The organism is Bacillus sp. GW821-FHT01G09, assembly GCF_059422205.1.
In genome coordinates this window covers 1-21,164 of the sequence record NZ_JBWKWL010000006.1, presented here as the reverse complement: position 1 = coordinate 21,164, position 21,164 = coordinate 1, and the positions used below count along the sequence as shown (strand labels likewise).

Here is a 21,164-nt window from a genome sequence, read left to right as displayed (position 1 = left end):
TCTAATAAATATACTTTACCTCATTGTAATAAAAGAAAACGCGTTTCAGGCCTGAGAAGGGAGATTAAGATGCCGTTTATTACAAAAATATCAACGCAAAAAAAGAATACGGAACGCTTCAATATTTTTCTGGATGATAAATACGCCTTCAGCGTGGACGCGGATGTGCTCGTGAAATTTGAGCTCAAGAAGGGAAAAGAACTCGATGATCTTGACATCATTGAGATTCAATACGGCGATGAAGTGAAGAAAGGCTTCAACCGTGCGCTTGACTTTTTATCCTATCGAATGCGGTCGACGAAAGAGGTCGAGGACCACTTAAAGAAAAAAGAAACCTCGCCCCCCGTCATTGCGGAAGTCATCCATAGGCTTAACGATTACAAGTACTTAAACGACCAGGAATTTGCCGCAGCCTATGTTAGCACTCACAAAAAAACAAACGGAAAAGGCCCTGATGTTTTGTTCAGAGAGCTAAGAGCGAAGGGAATTGATGACGATACAATTAAGGAGGCGCTAAGTTCCTTTTCCTTTGAAGATCAGACAAGAGAAGCGGTCAAACATGTTGAAAAGCTTCTCAAAAAAGATAAAAAGCTTTCGACGAAAGAACTCAAACAGCGCGCCCAGCTGCAGCTTCAGCGCAAGGGCTTCTCATTTGATGTTATCAGCGCGGCGATGGATCAGATTGAATATGAAAATGATGAAGACACAGAGAAAGAAGCGCTGCGCCTTCACGCGGAAAAAGCGTTTAGAAAATACCGCTATGACGGCTCATATGAAAGCGCCATGAAGGTCAAACAATTTTTATTCCGCAAAGGATTCTCACTCGATTTAATCGAGCAATTACTGCAGGAAGAGGAGTACTGAAATGGAGAAACGATACAGTCAAATGACACCGCACGAACTCAATACCGAAATCGCATTACTTTCTGAAAAAGCAAGAAAAGCCGAACAGCATGGAATCATAAACGAACTGGCAGTGCTCGAACGGAAAATTACGATGGCAAAAGCATATTTGCTGAACCCGGAAGATTACTCACCGGGAGAAACATATCGTGTGGAAAACACTGAGGACGAGTTTACCATCAGTTATTTAAATGGCGTTTTCGCATGGGGATACAGGACCTCTTCCCCTCAGCAAGAGGAAGCGCTGCCAATCTCAGTATTGCAAGAAAAAGAATAAAGCGTAACAGGGAGGCTGATGATCAGCCTCTTTTTGTTTGCAGCACATTTACACGAATTCTTAAAGAAAAAATCATTGAATTCACTTCAAAAATCTTTTAAGATGAAACTCGTTGTTTTTAAAAATCAAAGGAGGCGATGACGTTGAGTATCAAAAACCCATCTGTAAAATTTATTATATTTGTTCTTATGATTTGTACATTTTCAATCGGCTATACAGAATACGCGGTGATGGGTATTTTGACGTCGATTGCCAATGACTTTCATATACAGGTTTCATCCGCAGGGCTTCTTGTCACGGCTTATGCGGCAAGCGTTTGTTTGACAGGGCCGCTCGTCACCATCATTTCCGTCAAGCTTCCGAGAAAGCCTGTGCTTCTTGGGCTGATGGCGATATTTACCCTTTCAAACCTGATGAGCGCACTGGCGCCGAATTTTGCTGTATTGGCCATTTCGAGAATTTTATCTGCGTCCATACACGGCGCTTTCTTCGCGATTGCCATGGTATTCGCAAGTGAAATGGTTCCGCCGGAAAAGCGTGCTGCAGCTGCTGCTTCAATGAACGGCGGACTGACAGTGGCTCTAATGCTTGGTGTTCCATTCGGCTCTTATCTCGGAGATGTCCTGAATTGGAGAGCGGTGTTTTCCATCATTACGGCACTTGGTGTCATCGGATTTTTAGGCCTTATGGCTGCCGTGCCGAACAGAAAACCAAAAGTGATCCCAATGCTTATGAATGAGTGGGGGGTTTTTAAACACAAACAAGTGCTGTTTTCCTTCGCGATTACCATTTTAGGCTATTCCGGTGTCTTTATCGCCTACACCTTTATCGAACCCATTTTAAGGCATTCAGCCGGATTCAGCACGGTTGGCATTACAGGTGCTCTCTTTGCGTATGGATTGGGAGGCGTTGCCGGGAATTTCTTTGCTGGAAAGGTACCGCTGCCTTTGCTGACTCGGACGATGATCGGCGTAATGATCGGTTTAATCGGTGTTCTGGCTGTATTTCCTTACATCGCCATTTACCCGGCTGCAGCCATTGTGGCAACGTTCCTATTCGGGGCATGCGCATTCGGCACGCCGCCTCTTCTGCAAACAAAGGTCATTTCCTCATCTGAGGGCGGCACAACCATTGCCGCAGCTGTCAGCGTATCAGCATTTAACCTTGCCAATGCCCTTGGTGCATGGATCGGCGGAATGATTTTAAACGGAACAGGCTCTTATTCCTGGCTGTTTGCAGGCGGTGCGCTTATGACCGCATGCGGACTTGTGCTTTCTACCTTCGCACACTTATCAGAAAAGAAGAGCGTCTACGAATATCAAGTCAATAAAGGGTAAAAACAGCTGCAGTGTATGCAGCTGTTCTTCTTTACCGTTTGCCTGAGGCTCTCATTCTTTCTTGAGGATGCTGATTGATAGATCCGTCAGCACGCTTAGAAGCATAGTCGTCCTTTGCTCTCGGTTCACCCTGAAATTTGTTTTCGTTTTCGTAAGGAAATCCTTTTTCTTTATTTCGGACCATGTCATATCCCCCTAGGTTCGAGATCAAAAAGTTGCGTCTTTCCAGATGAAGACGTAAGGTTAGTATATGGAGAACACCACGTAATAAAGCGTTATTTTTTTCCTGAAGAAAGGAGACTGCACACATGAATATGTACATTGAGAAACTGACTAATCTGCTTCTGGAAAAGAACGAGATGATCAGCTATATACAGGCAAAAACGTGGGTGGAATTGTTATGGAGCGATTTCGAAGCAACCTATGCAAAAGCCGGACACGCCTATCAAGGTGAAAAAATGACTGAAAAAATCGTCACACAATGGATTGAAAACTATGGCGGCCAGCTCCACCTTTTTCAAAGCTCCCGTAACGACGTGAATGATTACTTAAATCAAAGCAGAGGCCTTTTGCATTAAAAACCTGCCGTTAACGACCGGCAGGTTTTTTCATTTTCTTAAAATTACCTTAACAGGAAGAAATCATAAACAAAACATGTTTCACCAGCCTGTCAATCAGGGAATACCACTTATATCTTGTCAAAATGCGAGGAGGAGCTTTATATGAAAAAGAAACAAGTAATGCTCGCTTTAACAGCTGCCGCAGGACTGGGTTTGACAGCACTTCATTCCGCTCCCGCAGCAAAAGCTGCGCCCCTTCACGACATATCTGTCAGCATGCCATCATCCGATTCTTACATCATAAAAACAGGAAAGCTGAATGTCCGGACTGAGCCAAATCATAAAGGTGACATTCTCGGCACTGTATCATCAGAACAAAAAGTAAAAGTCGATGGATTTGTAAATGCCGATTGGGCTCAAATTCATTTCAAAGGAAAAAAAGCGTATATTTCAACCCACTTTTTAATGAAAACCGCAAGCCAAGCGAAAACAATGAAACAGACAGCCTTCTATGCACCGACGCCCGAAAATGGAAAAGCTAAACAGCTCTCATCTGGAACAGAGGTGACAATACTTGGGTGGGGATTCAGTGAAAACGGCGGATTTGACTTCACTTGGGCGTTCGTGGATTATGGCGGAGTTAAAGGCTATATTCACACAAAGGATTTACAAATGCGATAAAAAGGCAGGCCGAGGCTTGTCTTTTTGCCTATGCATGAAACATTTCTTCTTTCTGCACGTAACAATGAGAAAGGAGATGATGATATGACGGGTTTAGTCGGCGGAGGGCTTATGATCATTGCGGGCATACTGATCAAACTGTTTCCTCCCAAATCGATCAACAGTGTGTATGGATACAGAACGAGACGCTCAATGTCAGATCAAAGATTATGGAATGAAGCGAACCGTTACAGTGCATCATTAATGATCCTGTCAGGCTTGGTGATTGCGGGAATGGGTTTGCTGCTGGGATCAAACTTGATTATTCTTCAGCTTATCCTGCTGATTGCCGCCTGTGTCATAACATTTATGCTAACGGAGAAAAGGCTGAAAATCATGACGCACAGTCAAGGAGGAGATAGAAGTGGACGGAGTTAAATGCCAGTTTGTCAATACGAACGGAATCACGCTCCACGTTGCAGCCGCAGGACCGGAAGACGGCCCGTTAATTGTCCTGCTCCACGGATTTCCTGAGTTTTGGTACGGCTGGAAAAATCAAATCAAACCGCTTGTTGATGCGGGTTACCGGGTCATTGCTCCTGATCAGCGGGGCTACAATCTCAGTGACAAACCGGAAGGAATTGATTCATATCGGATTGATACATTAAGAGATGATATCATCGGGCTTATTACGCAATTCACTGATGAAAAAGCAATTGTCATCGGTCATGACTGGGGAGGGGCTGTCGCATGGCATTTGGCTTCCACACGCCCGGAATATCTTGAAAAACTGATCGCGATCAATATCCCGCACCCGCACGTCATGAAAACCGTAACGCCGCTTTATCCGCCGCAATGGCTGAAAAGCTCGTATATCGCATACTTCCAGCTGCCCGATATACCGGAGGCATCACTAAGGGAAAATGATTATGAAACATTAGACAAAGCGATTGGATTATCCGACCGTCCCGCGCTTTTTACATCCGAGGATGTCAGCAGGTACAAAGAAGCGTGGAAACAGCCGGGCGCGCTGACAGCTATGCTGAACTGGTACAGAGCCCTCAGAAAAGGAAGCTTGGCAGAGAAACCCTCTTACGAAACAGTACCTTACCGAATGATCTGGGGAATGGAAGACCGCTTTTTGAGCAGAAAGCTTGCGAAAGAGACGGAAAGGCATTGCCCGAATGGACATCTCATCTTTGTTGATGAAGCTTCCCATTGGATTAACCACGAAAAGCCAGCCATCGTCAATCAGCTGATTTTGGAATATCTTAAGAACCAATAAGCTAAAATTTCTCTCCATCCGTCTGTCATAATGGCAGACTTTTTCTGTGCGTTTTTTTCATAGTCTGTTTTAAACATGACAAAATAACATTAAAAATCATGAATGTCACCATAAAATTGTAACAAAAAACAGGTTTAAACGACTTTAAAAAAAGGAATAGCCTTACTGAAGATTTGTGTAAAACTCCCCTAAGGCAATACTTAAAAAGAATAATAAAAAGAAGGTGCCTTAATGAAGCAAGGATTAATCTCGATTATTATCCCGTCTTACAATGAAGGGTATAATGTCAAACTCATTCATGAATCTTTAAAAAAGGAATTTAAAAACATTCATTATGACTATGAAATATTCTTCATAAACGACGGAAGTGTTGATGACACGCTTCAGCAGATCAAAGACTTGGCAGCGACGTGCAGCCGGGTGAAGTATATATCTTTTTCTCGGAATTTTGGAAAAGAAGCCGCGATTTTGGCGGGCTTTGAGCATGTTCAGGGCGAGGCGGTTATTGTAATGGATGCCGATCTGCAGCATCCGACATATTTGCTGAAGGAATTTATCAAAGGCTACGAAGAAGGGTATGACCAAGTCATTGCCCAAAGGAACAGAAAAGGGGACAGCTTTGTCCGCTCACTCTTATCATCTATGTACTACAAGTTCATTAATAAAGCGGTGGAAGTCGATTTGCGTGACGGTGTCGGTGACTTCAGATTGTTAAGCCGCCAAGCTGTGAATGCACTTTTGAAGCTGAGCGAAGGAAATCGCTTCTCAAAAGGTCTTTTTTGCTGGATTGGCTTTGATCAGAAAATTGTATTTTATGAAAATGTCGAACGAAAAAACGGCACCTCCAAATGGTCGTTCAGCAGTCTGTTTAATTACGGCATGGACGGCGTCGTTTCATTTAATCATAAGCCGCTGAGATTATGTTTTTATACAGGCATTTTCATCCTGCTGCTTTCCATCATTTATATCATTGCCACATTCGTTAAAATTCTGACTAACGGTATTTCTGTGCCTGGGTATTTCACCATTATCTCAGCAGTGTTATTTCTCGGCGGAGTACAGCTGTTAAGCCTTGGAATTATAGGTGAATATATCGGCCGAATCTATTATGAAACAAAAAAACGCCCGCATTATTTGATCAAAGAAGCGAATATCCCGAACAAAGACCTGCCTGAAACGAACGAATTAAAAAGCATGCGGCGTCTGACAAAAATGCACTGAAAATACCAAACGCCATTGGCAGTGCTTTTTTTGCGTGTCTATTATCTTAAAAGCAAGACTGGAGAATTTATATGAAAAGAAAACATATCATGATCTATGCGGCCAGTTTGCTGGTGTCCGTTCTGGCACACGCTTTTTTTGTGAAAGAATGGGCGGAAGGCAGGTATATGACAGGTCCGGGTGACGGGCTTGCGCAAATGATCGTATTTAAAAAATTATTATTTGACCAATATACACACGGGAATTTTTTCTACAATTATTCATTCGGACTTGGCGGCGGCACATTCAGTCAGCTCGGCTATTATTTTTCTGCGTCTTTTCTTTTTCTTGCTGTGTCCGCCGCTGTTTGGCTGCTTCAAGCCGTCCAGCTGATCGGAGAAGCGGATACGCTTTTTTGGGCAGAGTCAGCTGTTTTTATCAGTATTTTCAAATTGAGCTTGATCATCTTTACGTCCGCTTCTGTTTTTCATTATCTTCTCAAGCACAGGGCGGCATCGTTCACGGGAGCTGTGTTATACGGCGTCTCGATTATTTATTTCCGTCACGAAGCGTATTGGGAATTTTTCACCGATACAATGGTTTGGCTTCCGCTGCTTGTGCTTGGCGCAGAAAAAATTATTAGAGAGCGGCGTCCGGCGTGGTTTATCGTTGCGTGTTCGCTGACGTTAATCAATAATTTTTACTTTGCATACATAAACCTTATATTCATCGGAATCTATGTGCTGTTCAGATGGCTGATCCGATTGGAACCACATGAAGAGAAAAGATGGATTCAAATCAGATTATTTCTGGTTTCAGGCTTCATTTCTTTTGGCATCAGTGCGGCGGCGTTTGTGCCCGTAGTATACGGTTTTTTAAACAACCTGCGCCCTCCATACAGCCAGAAAATAGAGTGGCTCAATTTCGATGATAATATCTTATTTTCGAGCCGGATCATCATTGTGCCGGCCGCTTTTCTGCTGTTTTTGTTTATTATTTCTTTTTACAAAAACCGTGTGTTTCGTCTCTTTGCCGGATTGAGCCTGCTGTTTATTCTTTTTCATTTCAGTCCGTATGCGGCAAGCGTCTTTAACGGTTTTTCCGCCCCGCAAAACCGGTTTGAATATGTTCTGGCCTTTGCCATTGCGGGAGCAGCTGCGGCTGGTTTGTCACAGCTGTCTGATTTGAAACGGAAAGAACTGCTCCCGGCCGCAGCTGTCGTCCTGCTTCTTTACTTGTATCATATCCAAAGGTATAAGCTCGATATATGGAAGCCTGCGAATGAAAGTATTCTATTGCTCTTACTCATGACAATCGCAGCCTTGTTTGCTGCAGCTTTTGCGAAAAAACGGGCAAACATGGCTGTGTACGGCATAATCATTCTTTCTTCGCTGTTTGTCGCCAACTCCTATCAAAAATACGCGCTCTCAGAAAGCGGCGATTTGGACAGTGTGACAAAAGAATATCTTACAAGTGAGGAATACAGAGGGCGGGAATCATCTGAGCTCATCAGACGTTTACAGAAGGAAGACGATGATCCGCTCATGAGAATCGACTGGATGAACGGGGTCCGCAATAATACGCCAATCATTTACGGGTTTAATGGCTTCAGCGCGTATTCCAGCATTTTAAACAAAGATCTGCTGGCCTTCTATTGGAATGATTTAAGCATCGATATGGGCAGGGAAAGCGTCAGCCGTTACGCGTCATTGGGAGACAGGGCGAATTTATACAGCCTGCTTTACGGCAAATATTATATGACCGAAAAAACAAACGAAGCCAGCGTCCCGTACGGCTTCAAAAAGCATTTAGAAACAGAGCATTATGCAGTTTATGAGAATCAGTACATGCTTCCATACGTCAAAACAGCGGATGCCATATACAGCGAAAGTGAGCTGGACCGATTGCCCGCTCTTGCGAAAGAACAGGCGATGCTGAAAGGAATCATATTAAAAGATCCATCAGGAAAAACGGAGCAGACACCAAAACCGTCCAATTTGATCACCAAGTCGGACATCACCGCAAAACAAGCCCAGTATCAAAAGGGGCTGCTAACCGTAACTGGAGAAAACGGAGGAGAACTGATCATCACCCCGAAACAGCCATCATCTGCTCCGGGAGACTACTATGTCAGCTTTTATTTGAAAAGCAAAGCAAAAGACAAAGGATTTACGTTAAAGGTAAATGATTATGTCACAACAAGGAAATCGAACAAATCGATATATAAAACCGGAGTAAATAATATAACGGTAAGAGTGCCTAAATCACGCCATATCTCAATCAATCTTCCGAAAGGAACCTATGAGCTGAGAAACATAGCGCTCTATGAAGAAAATTACCAAACGCTGAAAAACGCTGTAATGCAAAATAAAACAGAGAAAGCAGACAAACTGAATTGGAACAAAAATCGACTGACCTTTGCATATCATCTGTCAAAAGACCAGTACATCATGCTTCCGATCCCATATGAAAAAGGCTGGGAGCTGAAGATCAACGGAAAAACACAGAAGATCGAAAAAGCGGATTATGCTTTTATAGGCTTCAAGGCGCAAAAGGGAGACAATCACATTGAGCTGACTTACTATCCGCCATACTTCAAAATATCAGCGATCATATCTCTCGTCAGTCTGCTGCTTGCTGTTTTCTATATAAGACGTAAAAAGCCCGGCTCTATATAGAGCCGAGCTTTAATTTTTTCTGAAGTTTTTCTTCGCTGAATATCCATCCCGTATAGGACGAACGAATTGTGAGATCATGGCCGATATGAACAATTGCGACAAACGGATAATGGCCTTTGCTCCGATAACGCAGGTCGATAAATCTCACCTCATAATGATCTTTAAACGTATCCACTTCCCACCGGTAAACCGGAGAAAAGGACAGAAACGCCGCGATGTTATCATCCTGCTTTGCCGCATGCATTACATCGGTTTCAGGAACAGGCACCCGATTAAATGTATCCAGAATCACGACATGTCCTTCCATGCTTCTTCCTACATAGAAAGCATGTGCTGTCGTCACTGCGATTCGCCATTGCCTGAATTTCATCGTTGGAGAAATAATAATGCTTTCGATCTCATCATGAATCATCTCATGAAGCTTCCGTTTAATTCTCAGCTGCATGATCAGGCGCACCAAGTAATAGCCTGCCAATATGATATATAAGCTGAGAAACGTGATGCCGGGACTCCCGCCTGCATACCAAATCGCGATAGCTGCTAGATGGCTGATAAAAATAAACGGATCAAACGTATTAATCAGCCCTAGCGCAACCCATTTTTTCGAAAACGGACGAATGGCTTGTGTTCCATAGGCGTTGAATATATCAACAAAGACATGCAGAACGACTGCCAGCAGTGTCCACAGCCACAGGTGCAGAAAATCGGCCTGAGGATAAAATAAATACAGAATCGCCGGGATGATGACAGACCAAAACAAAACGGCGGGAATTGAATGGGTAAATCCTCTGTGATTCCTTATATAAACAGCATTGTTTTTAAGCTTTAACACAGTATCAATATCCGGAGCCTGAGAGCCCGCAAGCGTTGCGATCATAACAGCGTGAGCCATTGCCGGATCTGATCCGACAACAGGATCAAGCGTCGCAATACCGCCCAGTGCGATGCCCATAACGACATGTGTGCCCGTATCCATAGGTGACCTCCTTGCAGGATGATCCTGCACATTCACTTTGTAAGAAATTCCCCATTTTCATATACCCAATTTTTAAACTGATTCAATCGTTCTCATATGTTTCCGCTTTTTCTTTATTACTATTTAATGTAACATATTATCGTACTGTGCCCTTAGTGTACAACAAAAAACAGTCTAAAGAAAAGCGGGGCGCGAAAGACTGGGGAGAAACACATATGAACGTACTTGAAGACAAATTAAAACAAAAAGACATACAGCAATTTCGCGATGATTTAATCTCATGGTTTGAACGAGAGCAGCGCGTTCTGCCGTGGAGAGAGGACCAAGATCCTTATAAGGTATGGGTATCTGAAGTGATGCTGCAGCAAACGAGAGTAGAGACAGTGATTCCTTACTTTCTGCGGTTTGTGGAACAATTCCCGACAGTGGAAGCGCTCGCTGATGCTGATGAAGAAAAGGTGCTGAAAGCATGGGAAGGGCTCGGCTATTATTCGCGAGTCAGAAACCTGCAAAGCGCGGTAAAAGAAGTGAAACAGGAATACGGCGGCATTGTCCCTCCAGACGAGAAAGATTTTGGCGGGTTAAAAGGCGTCGGCCCTTATACAAAGGGAGCGGTGCTCAGCATTGCCTACAATAAACCCATTCCCGCGGTTGATGGAAATGTGATGCGTGTCATGTCCAGAATTCTTTCTATTTGGGATGATATTGCCAAACCAAAAACAAGAACGATCTTTGAAGACGCCATACGAGCTTTTATTTCCAAAGAAAAACCATCTGAATTTAATCAGGGCTTGATGGAGCTTGGAGCCTTGATCTGTACGCCAAAATCACCCTCATGCCTGCTATGCCCGGTTCAGCAGCATTGCTCAGCATTTGAAGAAGGCACTGAACGGGAGCTTCCGGTAAAAAGCAAAAAGAAAAAGCCCGGGATCAAAACCATGGCCGCGATCGTACTGACTGATGAAGACGGACAAGTGTATATCCACAAACGGCCGTCTAAAGGTTTGCTCGCCAACCTGTGGGAATTCCCTAATCTTGAAACACAAAAAGGGATCAAAACTGAGCGTGAACAGCTCATTGCTTTCTTAGAAAACGAATATGGCATACAAGCTGATATCAGTGATCTGCAAGGTGTAGTCGAGCATGTTTTCACCCACCTGGTATGGAATATTTCAGTGTTTTTCGGTAAAGTAAAACAAGTGTCGGATACCAGCGAGCTGAAAAAAGTAACGAAAGAAGAGCTCGAACAATTTGCGTTCCCGGTGTCACATCAAAAAATCTGGAAGATGGCAGTAGAAGCAGCCGCCATCTCGGCTGCTCCGTAAACCATTCTTAATCGTAAGAGACGCGCGTGCCGTGGCTGTAGTCCGCTTCATTGCGCTTCATTCCGCCGCGCGCTTCAATTTCTTGCGTTAATTCCCGGTATTTTGATTGGCCTTCTTCGTTCAAATAAGGCATAATTTGCTGAAAGGCATGATGGAAATAAGCGAGTTCACTGTTCTTCCAATCTTTTTTGGAAACCATGTTCAATTCGCTCATATCACGTCCGACATACATAACAGAAGACCCCCTTTAAAGTTCTTGCCATTATTGTTTGTGGAAATAAAAGAACTATACGCTACAAGGAGATGAGGAAAAATGGAACAAAATAAATGTGCACTCGTAACAGGAAGCAGCCGCGGTGTCGGAAAAGCGGCCGCGATCAGACTTGCTGAGAACGGCTATAACATCGTCATTAACTATGCACGCAGCAAAAAAGCAGCATTAGAAACAGCGGAAGAAATCGAAAAGCTTGGCGTTAAAGTGCTTGTCGTAAAAGCAAACGTAGGACAGCCTGCAAAAATCAAAGAAATGTTTCAGCAAATTGATGAAACGTTCGGCAGACTTGATGTTTTTGTCAATAATGCCGCTTCAGGAGTACTAAGACCTGTCATGGAATTAGAAGAAACACACTGGGACTGGACGATGAACATTAATGCGAAAGCATTGCTTTTCTGCGCTCAGGAAGCTGCCAAGCTAATGGAGAAGAACGGAGGCGGGCATATTGTCAGCATCAGTTCATTAGGCTCTATCCGCTATCTTGAAAACTACACCACGGTCGGTGTATCAAAAGCAGCGTTAGAGGCTTTAACCCGTTATCTTGCCGTTGAGCTTTCACCAAAACAAATTATCGTCAATGCTGTTTCAGGCGGAGCGATCGACACAGATGCGCTGAAACACTTCCCGAATAGAGAAGATCTGCTTGAGGATGCGCGCCAAAACACGCCGGCGGGACGCATGGTCGAAATTAAAGACATGGTTGATACTGTTGAGTTTCTAGTGTCTTCCAAGGCTGACATGATCCGCGGACAGACAATTATCGTTGACGGCGGACGCTCACTGCTCGTTTAAAAATTTTTAAAAAAGAGGAATAGCTATACGATCACCTGCACATTCTAATGACCGTGGAGGTGATAACAATGGCTAACTCAAATAACTTCAGCAAAACAAACGCTCAACAAGTTAGAAAACAAAACCAACAATCAGCTGCTGGTCAAGGTCAATTTGGCACTGAATTTGCTAGCGAAACAAACGCTCAGCAAGTCAGAAAACAAAACCAGCAATCAGCTGGACAACAAGGTCAATTCGGCACTGAATTCGCTAGTGAAACTGACGCACAGCAGGTAAGACAGCAAAACCAATCTGCTGAACAAAACAAACAACAAAACAGCTAATCACTGAAACAGAAAAAAGCACTTCATCTTCGGGTGGAAGTGCTTTTTTCTGTTTGAAAAACGACAAAACTTGTGGAAGGTCTACAGAATGAGTCAAAGGGTTTGCTTTACGGAGATCGAAATGATTAAAGGAGGGAATGTTTATACTTTCATCAGGCTGAAGGAGGAACCGATGACCGAATTTGAAAAGCTGGTAAGTGAACAGATGAAAACGATGGATAAGCTTCTCGATCTCCAATCAGAGCTCGACCGCTGCAAACAAATTGAGGCGGAACTCCGGCATTTGGAAAGGGATGCAAGGCTGCGTGGGATTCAGGCTGAAATTGCGGTAAAACGGAAACACCTTGCCGATATACAGGATATGTTTCAAAAGCAGACAGAGCAGGTCATTCGTTCTTATCGCAGCTCAGAAAAGCCGTCTTCCTTTGTGTAGTGCAGGAATGTGCCATTCCCCGGCCGGAATGGCTCTTTTATTTTCATTTTTCAATTTGTAACGTTATAATAGGTAAAAGACGTTGTCGGTAAGCAAATTTGGACATACTAACTGTAGGGCTTTATAGAAAGTAGGGGAGAAATATGGGCTATCCCAAGGAAGGAGAAACCATTCAAATTCACAGCTATAAGCACAACGGGCTGATTCATAGAATTTGGAATGAGACAACAATCTTAAAAAGTACAGAAATGTGTGTCATCGGAGCCAATGACCGGACGATGGTAACCGAATCAGACGGCCGGACATGGATAACCAGAGAGCCCGCAATCTGTTATTTTCACGCAAGACAATGGTTTAATGTCATCGGGATGCTGAGGGAAGACGGGGTTCATTATTATTGCAACATCAGTTCTCCGTTTGCCTATGATGGCGAAGCAATTAAATATATTGATTATGACTTAGATGTTAAGGTTTTTCCTGACATGACCTACAATATTCTCGATGAAGACGAATATGATGATCATCGGAAAGCCATGAATTATCCAAAAGAAATCGACAGTATTTTAAGAGACTACTTAAATACGCTGCTCCATTGGATTCACCAGCGTCAGGGACCGTTTGCGCCCGAGTTTGTCGATATGTGGTATGAACGGTATCTGCGCTATACAAAATAATGGTTACGTAAAAACCTGTTGCGGGGTACAACAGGTTTTTCACATGGGCTCACACACATCATGAGAAAGAGAGAGGGGGAATCAACGTGGGGGTTATGAAACGCTACATGCAATTCGTCAAACCTTATAAGAAGCAAATTTTCGTTACAGTGTTAATCGGGATCGTCAAATTTTCCATTCCGCTTGCTCTCCCATTGCTTCTGAAGTACGTAGTTGACGACATTATTCAAGGAGGCGGCACGGCCAGTGACAAAACCACGTCATTGTTCACGATTATGGCGATCATGTTCGCCTTATTTTTAATTTTGCGCCCGCCTGTTGAATATTACCGGCAATATTTTGCCCAGTGGACTGCCAGCAAGGTGCTTTATGATATAAGAGCTAAGCTGTTTGACCATATGCAAAAACTGAGCCTTCGTTTTTACGCGAATACAAGAACAGGGGAAGTCATTTCCCGAGTGATTAATGATGTAGAACAAACAAAGGATTTCGTCATCACAGGGCTGATGAATATATGGCTCGATATGCTGACGATTTTGATTGTAATCTCTATCATGCTCACACTGGACGTTAAATTAACGCTGATTTCTATCGTATTATTCCCATTATACGGAATATCAGTGAAGTATTTTTACGGCCGTTTACGAAAGCTGACAAGGGAGCGCTCACAGGCTCTTGCTCAAGTGCAGGGGCATTTGCACGAACGCATTCAAGGCATGCCTGTCATCAGAAGCTTTGCGATAGAAGATCATGAACAGGCTCAATTTAATGAGAAAAACGGTCATTTCTTAGATAAAGCCATCCGACACACGAATTGGAACGCCAAAACCTTTGCGGTCGTTAATACCATTACAGATTTGGCGCCGCTCATCGTCATAGCGTGCGCCGGGTATTTTGTCATTAATGGACCGCTGACAGTCGGAACAATGGTCGCGTTTGTCGGATATATTGACAGAATGTACAACCCTGTTAGAAGGCTGATCAATTCCTCTACAACTTTGACACAGTCAATCGCATCAATGGACAGGGTGTTTGAATTTATTGACGAGCCCTATGAACTCACTGACAAACCAAATGCGATAAAGGCCGATCAGATTCGCGGAGGAGTGGAGTTTCAAAACGTTTCGTTTCAATATGAGAAGGACAAAGAAAATATTCTTCATGATGTATCCTTAAAAGTAAATAGAGGAGAAACTGTAGCTCTCGTCGGCATGAGCGGAGGAGGAAAATCAACGCTCGTCAGCCTGATCCCAAGATTTTATGATGTAACAAGCGGCAGACTGCTGATTGATGGGACGGATATTCGCGATTATGAAGCAAGAAGCCTTCGCAACCAGGTTGGTATGGTGCTTCAGGATACCTTTTTATTTAGTGAAACGATTCGGGAAAATATCGCGATCGGCAAGCCTGATGCCACACTTGAAGAGATAATCGAAGCCGCCAAGGCTGCAAATGCCCATGAATTTATCATGAGTTTTCCAGAAGGATATGAGACCCGAGTGGGAGAACGAGGCGTTAAGCTTTCAGGCGGACAAAAGCAGCGGATCTCAATTGCGCGGGTATTCCTGAAAAATCCGCCGCTCCTCATTTTAGATGAAGCTACATCAGCTCTGGATTTGGAAAGTGAGCATTACATTCAAGAAGCGATGGACAAACTGGCGAAGGATAGAACAACTTTTGTTGTCGCCCACCGTTTATCGACAATCACCCATGCGGATAAGATTGTTGTCATGGAAAACGGCACAATCATTGAAATCGGAACCCATGATGAACTCATGGACTATGAGAGCCAGTACAAGCATTTATTTACCATTCAAAATTTGAACTAAAACATCAATCTTATATCCTTTTAACGAAGGATATAAGATTTTTTTGTGTATAAAAAAACCCGGCTGTTTAACCGGGTTACTCTTCTGTTTCTATTTCGCAGTCTTTCGGATGATACGTTTGAAAACTTGTGATAAGTGTTTCCAAATGTTCAAGCTGCTCGCGATATTCCACGGCGCTTGCCATAATATTGAGCATGTTGTAATCAATAAGCTCCTCATCCGTATTCTGCTGATTTTTTAAAAATGACTTTGTTAAAAGCTGCTTATACTGGATGCCTTCTTCAACCGCGTCATCATGCGGCTTGATTTTTCCGACAAACCTCATCAAAATCCGTTCGTGCCAGTAAAGCAGGTAATCAAGTTCTTCAGTCAGTGTTTCCTGAAACTCTTCCGGCATATGATAGATCTCGTTTTCCAGACGATGCAGCTTCTTCAATGTATCAAGCGCCCGATTTGCAGTAATAATGGCCTGTCTGAACAGGACAAGCTTTCTTGATTTCACATAAGTCGTTTTCTTAAAATAACTTCTTTCTTCTTTATATAGAAGATATGTCTGATCAAGCTTGATCATTTTTTCTTTCAGTTTTTCAATATCCTCTTTCAAAATCGAATGCTCTGTCGACTGCCGCATGGACAATCTGATCCACTTCATAATTTCTTCGGTGTTTTCGACGGTATTATGAATCAGCTTTGTTTCGTACTTAGGAGGCAAAAACACAAGGTTGACGATAAAGGAAGAAAGCACCCCTAAGATGACTGTGCTTGTTCTGATCAGCGCGAACATTAAAAAGTCGTCACCGGCAGATTCTAATATCGCAATGACTGTTACAAGAGCAATTGAAATTGTATGTTCAATTTTAAGTTTCAGCATGATTGTAATGACAATAACTGCTGTTAACCCGATCATAATCGGGCTGGGTCCGAAAATAAGGCCGAACACTGTGGCAATCACAGCTCCGATGATATTTGCTTGAACCTGATCAATAATAATGAGAAAAGAGCGGTAAATCGACGGCTGGATCGCAAATATCGCTGCAATTCCAGCGAAAATCGGCGCGGGAAGCCCGATCCACGAAGCCAAATAAAGGGCAAGTGTAATCGCAATCCCGGTTTTGAAAATGCGGGCACCAAGTTTCATTGGTTTGTGCGTGCATTCCTTTCTATAGTAAATTGTGTGACATAGCAAATGGGCTAATCCTTAAAATTCCCGGTTAGTTTATTTGCTAAACAATTAAGTAATATACAGGGATCGATACAAATATTCAAGCTATTTTTCTAGAAAAAGACCAAAATCTTACACGTTGTTTGATTCCATAAAAAAAACAGGAGCTCAAAGCTCCTGTTCAAGGTATTTGATTCTAGTTTTTTAGATGTTTAAATGCATCCTCGACCGCTGCAAGCGTGTCTTTAATATCCTGCTCTGTATGTGCTGTGGTAATAAACCAAGCTTCATACTTAGAAGGTGCTAAATTAATTCCGCGTTCCAGCATCAGCTTGAAAAACGTAGCGAATGTTTCTCCGTCACTCCGTTCAGCCTGCTCGTAATTTTCCACTTTCTCATCAGAGAAATATACCGTGAGCGCACCTTTTAACCGGTTGACCGTAATGGTGATGCCGTGTGTTTCTGCGTGCTTCAAAATGCCTTCCTCAAGCATAGCGCCAAGGTGATCAAGCTTTTCATAGACGCCTTCCTCTTTAAGCACTTCCAGACAAGCGATGCCTGATAGGATGGAAGCGGGGTTCCCTGCCATTGTTCCTGCTTGATAAGCAGGCCCTAGCGGAGCTACCTGCTCCATGATTTCTTTTTTGCCGCCATAGGCGCCAATTGGAAGTCCGCCGCCGATAATTTTCCCGAGTGCTGTTAAATCTGGTTTCACCTGTAAGAGATCCTGCGCGCCGCCATACATAAAGCGGAAAGCCGTAATGACTTCATCGTAAATAACGAGAGCGCCTGCATTATGTGTCAATTCATTTACTTTTTCTAAGAAGCCCTCTTTCGGCTCGACGATACCGAAGTTGCCGACAATCGGTTCAACGAGAACTGCCGCGATTTCACTGCCCCATTTATCAAGAGCCGCTTTATAGCTATCGATATCATTAAATGGAACTGTGATCACTTCGTTTGCAATGCTTTTCGGTACACCGGCTGAGTCTGGTGTGCCGAGAGTAGACGGGCCGGAGCCTGCGGCGACAAGCACAAGGTCCGAATGCCCGTGATAGCAGCCCGCAAATTTAATGATTTTTGTCCGGCCTGTATATGCGCGAGCCACGCGGATGGTCGTCATAACGGCTTCAGTTCCTGAATTGACGAATCTTACTTTGTCCATAGCGGGAATGGCTTCTTTGAGCATCTTTGCAAATGTAACCTCGTGTTTCGTTGGTGTTCCATACAATACACCGTTCTCTGCCGCTTTTTTAATCGCTTCTGTAATATGCGGGTGGGCATGTCCTGTAATAATCGGACCGTACGCCGCTAAATAATCGATGTATTTGTTGCCGTCCACATCCCAAAAATAAGCGCCGCTTGCTTTCTCCATTGCAACAGGAGAACCGCCGCCGACTGCTTTATATGATCTAGACGGGCTGTTTACACCGCCGACAATGTGCTGTAATGCCTCATTGTGAAGTTCAATTGATTTTGTATGCAAGAATAAAAACCTCCTATATCTCCATGCGTCCTTTCTATTGTAGCATGCTTCCGAACAAGAACAATGGCTTCGGGCTTCAGATTCAGCTGAGATAGTTGTAATCTGGACAAGAATTGGATACGCTTAATAAAAAACATCCGGAGGTAACGTAATGACTATAGAAATCGGACATAAAGCGCCTGATCTTGAGTTAAAAGGTGATCATGGGGAAACAGTAAAATTATCGGATTATAAAGGAAAGTACATCGTGCTTTATTTTTATCCAAAGGACATGACACCGGGGTGTACAACTGAAGCATGCGATTTTCGGGACAGTCACGAAAGCTTCGCTGAACTGGATGCCGTCATTATCGGCGTCAGCCCGGACAGCCAGGAAAAACACGGAAAATTTAAAGAGAAGCATAACCTTCCATTTCTGCTTCTTGTTGATGACGAGCATAAGCTGGCAGAAGCATTTGATGTGTGGAAGCTGAAGAAAAACTTCGGAAAAGAGTATATGGGAATCGAGCGTTCCACTTTTTTAATTGATAAAGAAGGCCGGCTCATTAAAGAATGGAGAAAAGTAAAAGTAAAGGACCATGTAGCCGAAGCGCTTCAAACCCTCAAAGATATGTCGGAAAAGTAAATCTCTATGAGCCTATGCTTACTTTTACCCTGATATCAATTGACAAATTATCGTAGGAAGAGTTACACTAATTATAAACATTACAATGTAAGAATTTTTTTTAGAAGAGAGGTGCATGACGGATGGCTGCACATGAACTAAAAGAAGCCTTAGAAACGTTGAAGGAAACCGGAGTTCGCATTACTCCTCAACGTCATGCGATTCTGGAATATCTCGTTAACTCTATGGCTCATCCAACAGCGGACGATATATATAAAGCTCTGGAAGGGAAATTTCCTAACATGAGCGTAGCGACAGTATATAACAATTTGCGTGTGTTCCGGGAATCAGGTTTGGTAAAAGAGCTCACATACGGTGATGCTTCCAGCAGATTCGATTTTGTGACATCTGATCACTATCACGCGATTTGCGAAAACTGCGGTAAAATTGTGGACTTCCACTACCCGGGTCTTGATGAAGTGGAACAGCTCGCTGCCCACGTCACGGGCTTTAAGGTAAGCCACCACCGTTTAGAAATTTACGGCGTCTGCCAAGAGTGTTCGAAAAAAGAAAATCATTAAAAATAAGCTGACCGCACGAAACGGTCAGCTTATTTTATTTCGACATTTTCTTTTTATTATAAGACTCATCAAATTCTTTTCCTTCTAATCCTTTATCTAAAGTCAGCGGCTCTCGGCAATGCATGCACATATCGACTCTTCCTAAAACCTTTGTCTCTTTATCACAGCCTGGACAAATGACGCGAACCGCTTTAGTCGAAAGCATTCCGATCCAAAAGTAAACTACCGTGCTGAGACCGATGGATAAAAGCCCAAGTATCATAAACAAACTAGAAAGCAAAACTGACTCTTTGAAAAAGATCCCGATGTACATAATGATAAACCCAACGAAAACCAAACTTAACGCAAATGTTCTGATTTTATTAATTTTGCTGGAGTATTTCGCCATGTCCATCCCCCTCTGATTTAACTATAGCACAAACCCGATGGGATTTTCTTCATGTTTTCGGTTGAATTGGAATTTACTTATGGAGACTTACTGTGAAATTGTTTATAATAGTTCAATGTGTTTAGAAAAAAGGAATTTCGTTTTAACCATAGAATTGAATCAAATAGAGAATAAAAAAATTTGAACAATTGCATTGGAGGAATAGTGATGGAAAATCTTCTCCGTCCAATTTACCAAGAAAGAGCAAGTCACCCCAATACATTGGCTGTCATTATGATTGAGAGAAGAAACAAAACATCTTCCTTAACAGATAACTTTGATGCAGCTTTGCTGGTGATTGTAAAGGATGCTGATGAGCCAGTTTTTATAAAGCATTATGAATTTGATCATCAAACAGCTTCTTTGCATGTGGTAACAGATTCTCAGATTCAAGAATGGATTTTGCTTGGAACAAATAGAAGAATCATAGATTGGATTGTAAATGGCAGAGTCTTGTTTGACCGTAATGAATACGTAGTTGAACTGATTGACAGGCTGAATACATTTCCGTTTGCCGAACGTAAACTGAAGATCGGACTCGAATACGGCAAATTAATCAGAAGGTATGTTGAAGGGAAAGCTTTTTTTGAAGCCGATCAATTTTTAGATGCCTACAACGCCGTTGTTCATGCGCTGCATCATTTAGCACGTATTGAAGTAATCGACAGAGGATTCCATCCCGAAACCACGGTGTGGAGCCAAGTGCGCCAGATGGAGCCGCAAGTGTACAAATTATATTCCGAGCTGATTGAAAGTCATGAGAGCCTGGAAAAAAGACTTGAATTATTATTCTTAGCAAATGATTTTCTCATCCATTCCAAAGCCGAGATCGGTTCGGCGCATCTTTTCGAAGTAATGAAAGAAAAAGACATTTGGCAATTCGGTGAGCTTCTTCAACATCATGACCTAAAGCACTTTACCCAAGATCTTGGCGTTATGCTTGATTACTTGACGGAAAAGGGACTTATCAACGTCTGCCAGATAGAAACGAAAGGACAGGCTGTCTATCACCGAGGATATTCTTTTAAAAAAGGTGTTGACTCTGATTCTTGACCGTGTTATATTATTAAACGTCGCTGATGCGCTTCTGAGAAAACAAGCTCACAGCGGCGGGGAAATAAATCAAAAAAACATTTGACAAAAGAAAGTCAAAATGTTATATTAATAAAGTCGCTTCAATAAGAAGTGAAAATGATCTTTGAAAACTAAACAAGACAAAACGTACCTGTTAATTCAGTTTTAAAAAAATCGCACAGCGATGTGCGTAGTCAGTCAAACTAGGGCCTGCACGACGCAGGTTGCACAGGTGTCGCCGCAGGATGCGGTGAACTTAACCTGTGATCCATTTATCGGAGAGTTTGATCCTGGCTCAGGACGA

The 21,164-nt window shown here is 43.0% G+C and carries 24 protein-coding genes; 18 read left to right on the top strand and 6 right to left on the bottom strand.

Annotated elements, in window-relative coordinates; translation table 11 throughout:
• Positions 1–69 precede the first annotated feature (69 nt).
• The 3 genes from recX (at position 70) to AC07VD_RS18695 (ending at position 2,517) form a co-directional block, all read left to right on the top strand.
• A complete protein-coding gene (gene recX, locus AC07VD_RS18705) occupies positions 70–864 on the top strand; it encodes a recombination regulator RecX (protein WP_003243354.1) in 795 nt (264 codons plus the stop codon).
• A gap of 1 nt (position 865) precedes the next feature.
• On the top strand, positions 866–1,180 hold the full coding sequence (locus AC07VD_RS18700) for a YfhH family protein (protein ID WP_003244592.1): 315 nt from the start codon (positions 866–868) through the stop codon (positions 1,178–1,180).
• A 143-nt stretch (positions 1,181–1,323) separates the two neighbouring features.
• Positions 1,324–2,517 carry an MFS transporter gene (locus AC07VD_RS18695; protein ID WP_015715535.1) on the top strand — a complete coding sequence of 398 codons (1,194 nt, stop codon included), beginning with the start codon at positions 1,324–1,326 and terminating at the stop codon, positions 2,515–2,517.
• Between the two features lie 31 nt (positions 2,518–2,548).
• On the opposite strand, the gene AC07VD_RS18690 is transcribed toward AC07VD_RS18695, so the two are convergent.
• Complete coding sequence (locus tag AC07VD_RS18690) at positions 2,549–2,701, bottom strand: small, acid-soluble spore protein K (protein WP_003223241.1); 153 nt, start codon at positions 2,699–2,701, stop codon at positions 2,549–2,551.
• 124 nt (positions 2,702–2,825) lie between these two features.
• Here AC07VD_RS18690 and AC07VD_RS18685 point away from each other — a divergent pair, with 124 nt between their 5' ends.
• From AC07VD_RS18685 to AC07VD_RS18660, 6 genes are all read left to right on the top strand, one after another.
• Complete coding sequence (locus tag AC07VD_RS18685; protein WP_003243789.1) at positions 2,826–3,095, top strand: YfhJ family protein; 270 nt, start codon at positions 2,826–2,828, stop codon at positions 3,093–3,095.
• A gap of 144 nt (positions 3,096–3,239) precedes the next feature.
• Complete coding sequence (locus AC07VD_RS18680; protein WP_024573181.1) at positions 3,240–3,758, top strand: SH3 domain-containing protein; 519 nt, start codon at positions 3,240–3,242, stop codon at positions 3,756–3,758.
• A gap of 84 nt (positions 3,759–3,842) precedes the next feature.
• Positions 3,843–4,175 carry an SdpC immunity protein SpdL gene (spdL, locus tag AC07VD_RS18675; protein WP_024573182.1) on the top strand — a complete coding sequence of 111 codons (333 nt, stop codon included), beginning with the start codon at positions 3,843–3,845 and terminating at the stop codon, positions 4,173–4,175.
• Positions 4,162–5,022 carry an epoxide hydrolase EphM gene (gene ephM / locus AC07VD_RS18670; RefSeq protein ID WP_014479220.1) on the top strand — a complete coding sequence of 287 codons (861 nt, stop codon included), beginning with the start codon at positions 4,162–4,164 and terminating at the stop codon, positions 5,020–5,022. Before spdL ends, ephM begins: the two co-directional genes overlap by 14 nt.
• A gap of 231 nt (positions 5,023–5,253) precedes the next feature.
• Positions 5,254–6,243 (top strand): glycosyltransferase family 2 protein, encoded by a 990-nt coding sequence (locus tag AC07VD_RS18665; RefSeq protein WP_003244113.1) that lies wholly within the window; start codon positions 5,254–5,256, stop codon positions 6,241–6,243.
• Positions 6,244–6,314: 71 nt separating this feature from the next.
• Complete coding sequence (locus AC07VD_RS18660) at positions 6,315–8,900, top strand: YfhO family protein (protein WP_128737673.1); 2,586 nt, start codon at positions 6,315–6,317, stop codon at positions 8,898–8,900.
• Here the strand turns inward: AC07VD_RS18660 and AC07VD_RS18655 are convergent.
• Positions 8,893–9,876 carry a metal-dependent hydrolase gene (locus AC07VD_RS18655; protein ID WP_014476212.1) on the bottom strand — a complete coding sequence of 328 codons (984 nt, stop codon included), beginning with the start codon at positions 9,874–9,876 and terminating at the stop codon, positions 8,893–8,895. The genes AC07VD_RS18660 and AC07VD_RS18655 overlap by 8 nt on opposite strands.
• A 215-nt stretch (positions 9,877–10,091) precedes the next feature.
• Between AC07VD_RS18655 and mutY the strand changes: the two genes are divergently transcribed.
• Positions 10,092–11,201, top strand: a complete 1,110-nt coding sequence (gene mutY / locus AC07VD_RS18650) for an A/G-specific adenine glycosylase (protein WP_015252513.1) — start codon at positions 10,092–10,094, stop codon at positions 11,199–11,201.
• Between the two features lie 7 nt (positions 11,202–11,208).
• On the opposite strand, the gene yfhS is transcribed toward mutY, so the two are convergent.
• Positions 11,209–11,433 (bottom strand): mother cell protein YfhS, encoded by a 225-nt coding sequence (yfhS, locus tag AC07VD_RS18645; protein ID WP_003233542.1) that lies wholly within the window; start codon positions 11,431–11,433, stop codon positions 11,209–11,211.
• Positions 11,434–11,514: 81 nt separating this feature from the next.
• Between yfhS and fabL the strand changes: the two genes are divergently transcribed.
• From fabL to AC07VD_RS18620, 5 genes are all read left to right on the top strand, one after another.
• Positions 11,515–12,267: an enoyl-[acyl-carrier-protein] reductase FabL gene (fabL, locus tag AC07VD_RS18640; RefSeq protein WP_003223262.1), complete on the top strand. Its 753-nt coding sequence runs from the start codon at positions 11,515–11,517 to the stop codon at positions 12,265–12,267.
• A gap of 68 nt (positions 12,268–12,335) precedes the next feature.
• A complete protein-coding gene (sspE, locus tag AC07VD_RS18635) occupies positions 12,336–12,590 on the top strand; it encodes a gamma type acid-soluble spore protein SspE (RefSeq protein WP_003233541.1) in 255 nt (84 codons plus the stop codon).
• 172 nt (positions 12,591–12,762) lie between these two features.
• Positions 12,763–13,023 (top strand): YgaB family protein, encoded by a 261-nt coding sequence (locus AC07VD_RS18630; protein ID WP_003242708.1) that lies wholly within the window; start codon positions 12,763–12,765, stop codon positions 13,021–13,023.
• A gap of 143 nt (positions 13,024–13,166) precedes the next feature.
• Positions 13,167–13,697, top strand: coding sequence for a nucleoside tri-diphosphate phosphatase (gene ntdP, locus AC07VD_RS18625; RefSeq protein ID WP_003223272.1), 531 nt, complete (start codon positions 13,167–13,169; stop codon positions 13,695–13,697).
• Positions 13,698–13,783: 86 nt separating this feature from the next.
• Positions 13,784–15,526, top strand: a complete 1,743-nt coding sequence (locus tag AC07VD_RS18620; RefSeq protein WP_494721922.1) for an ABC transporter ATP-binding protein — start codon at positions 13,784–13,786, stop codon at positions 15,524–15,526.
• Between the two features lie 76 nt (positions 15,527–15,602).
• On the opposite strand, the gene AC07VD_RS18615 is transcribed toward AC07VD_RS18620, so the two are convergent.
• Positions 15,603–16,664, bottom strand: coding sequence for an aromatic acid exporter family protein (locus AC07VD_RS18615; RefSeq protein ID WP_014479224.1), 1,062 nt, complete (start codon positions 16,662–16,664; stop codon positions 15,603–15,605).
• 220 nt (positions 16,665–16,884) lie between these two features.
• Positions 16,885–18,174, bottom strand: a complete 1,290-nt coding sequence (locus AC07VD_RS18610) for a glutamate-1-semialdehyde 2,1-aminomutase (protein WP_128737674.1) — start codon at positions 18,172–18,174, stop codon at positions 16,885–16,887.
• Between the two features lie 151 nt (positions 18,175–18,325).
• Between AC07VD_RS18610 and bcp the strand changes: the two genes are divergently transcribed.
• Positions 18,326–18,799 (top strand): thioredoxin-dependent thiol peroxidase, encoded by a 474-nt coding sequence (gene bcp, locus AC07VD_RS18605; RefSeq protein ID WP_029726836.1) that lies wholly within the window; start codon positions 18,326–18,328, stop codon positions 18,797–18,799.
• Between the two features lie 122 nt (positions 18,800–18,921).
• A complete protein-coding gene (perR, locus tag AC07VD_RS18600) occupies positions 18,922–19,359 on the top strand; it encodes a peroxide-responsive transcriptional repressor PerR (RefSeq protein ID WP_003223285.1) in 438 nt (145 codons plus the stop codon).
• Between the two features lie 34 nt (positions 19,360–19,393).
• On the opposite strand, the gene AC07VD_RS18595 is transcribed toward perR, so the two are convergent.
• Positions 19,394–19,747: a YgzB family protein gene (locus tag AC07VD_RS18595; protein WP_014479226.1), complete on the bottom strand. Its 354-nt coding sequence runs from the start codon at positions 19,745–19,747 to the stop codon at positions 19,394–19,396.
• 207 nt (positions 19,748–19,954) lie between these two features.
• Between AC07VD_RS18595 and AC07VD_RS18590 the strand changes: the two genes are divergently transcribed.
• Positions 19,955–20,839: a nucleotidyltransferase-like protein gene (locus AC07VD_RS18590; protein ID WP_043857881.1), complete on the top strand. Its 885-nt coding sequence runs from the start codon at positions 19,955–19,957 to the stop codon at positions 20,837–20,839.
• The last annotated feature ends 325 nt before the right edge of the window (positions 20,840–21,164 follow it).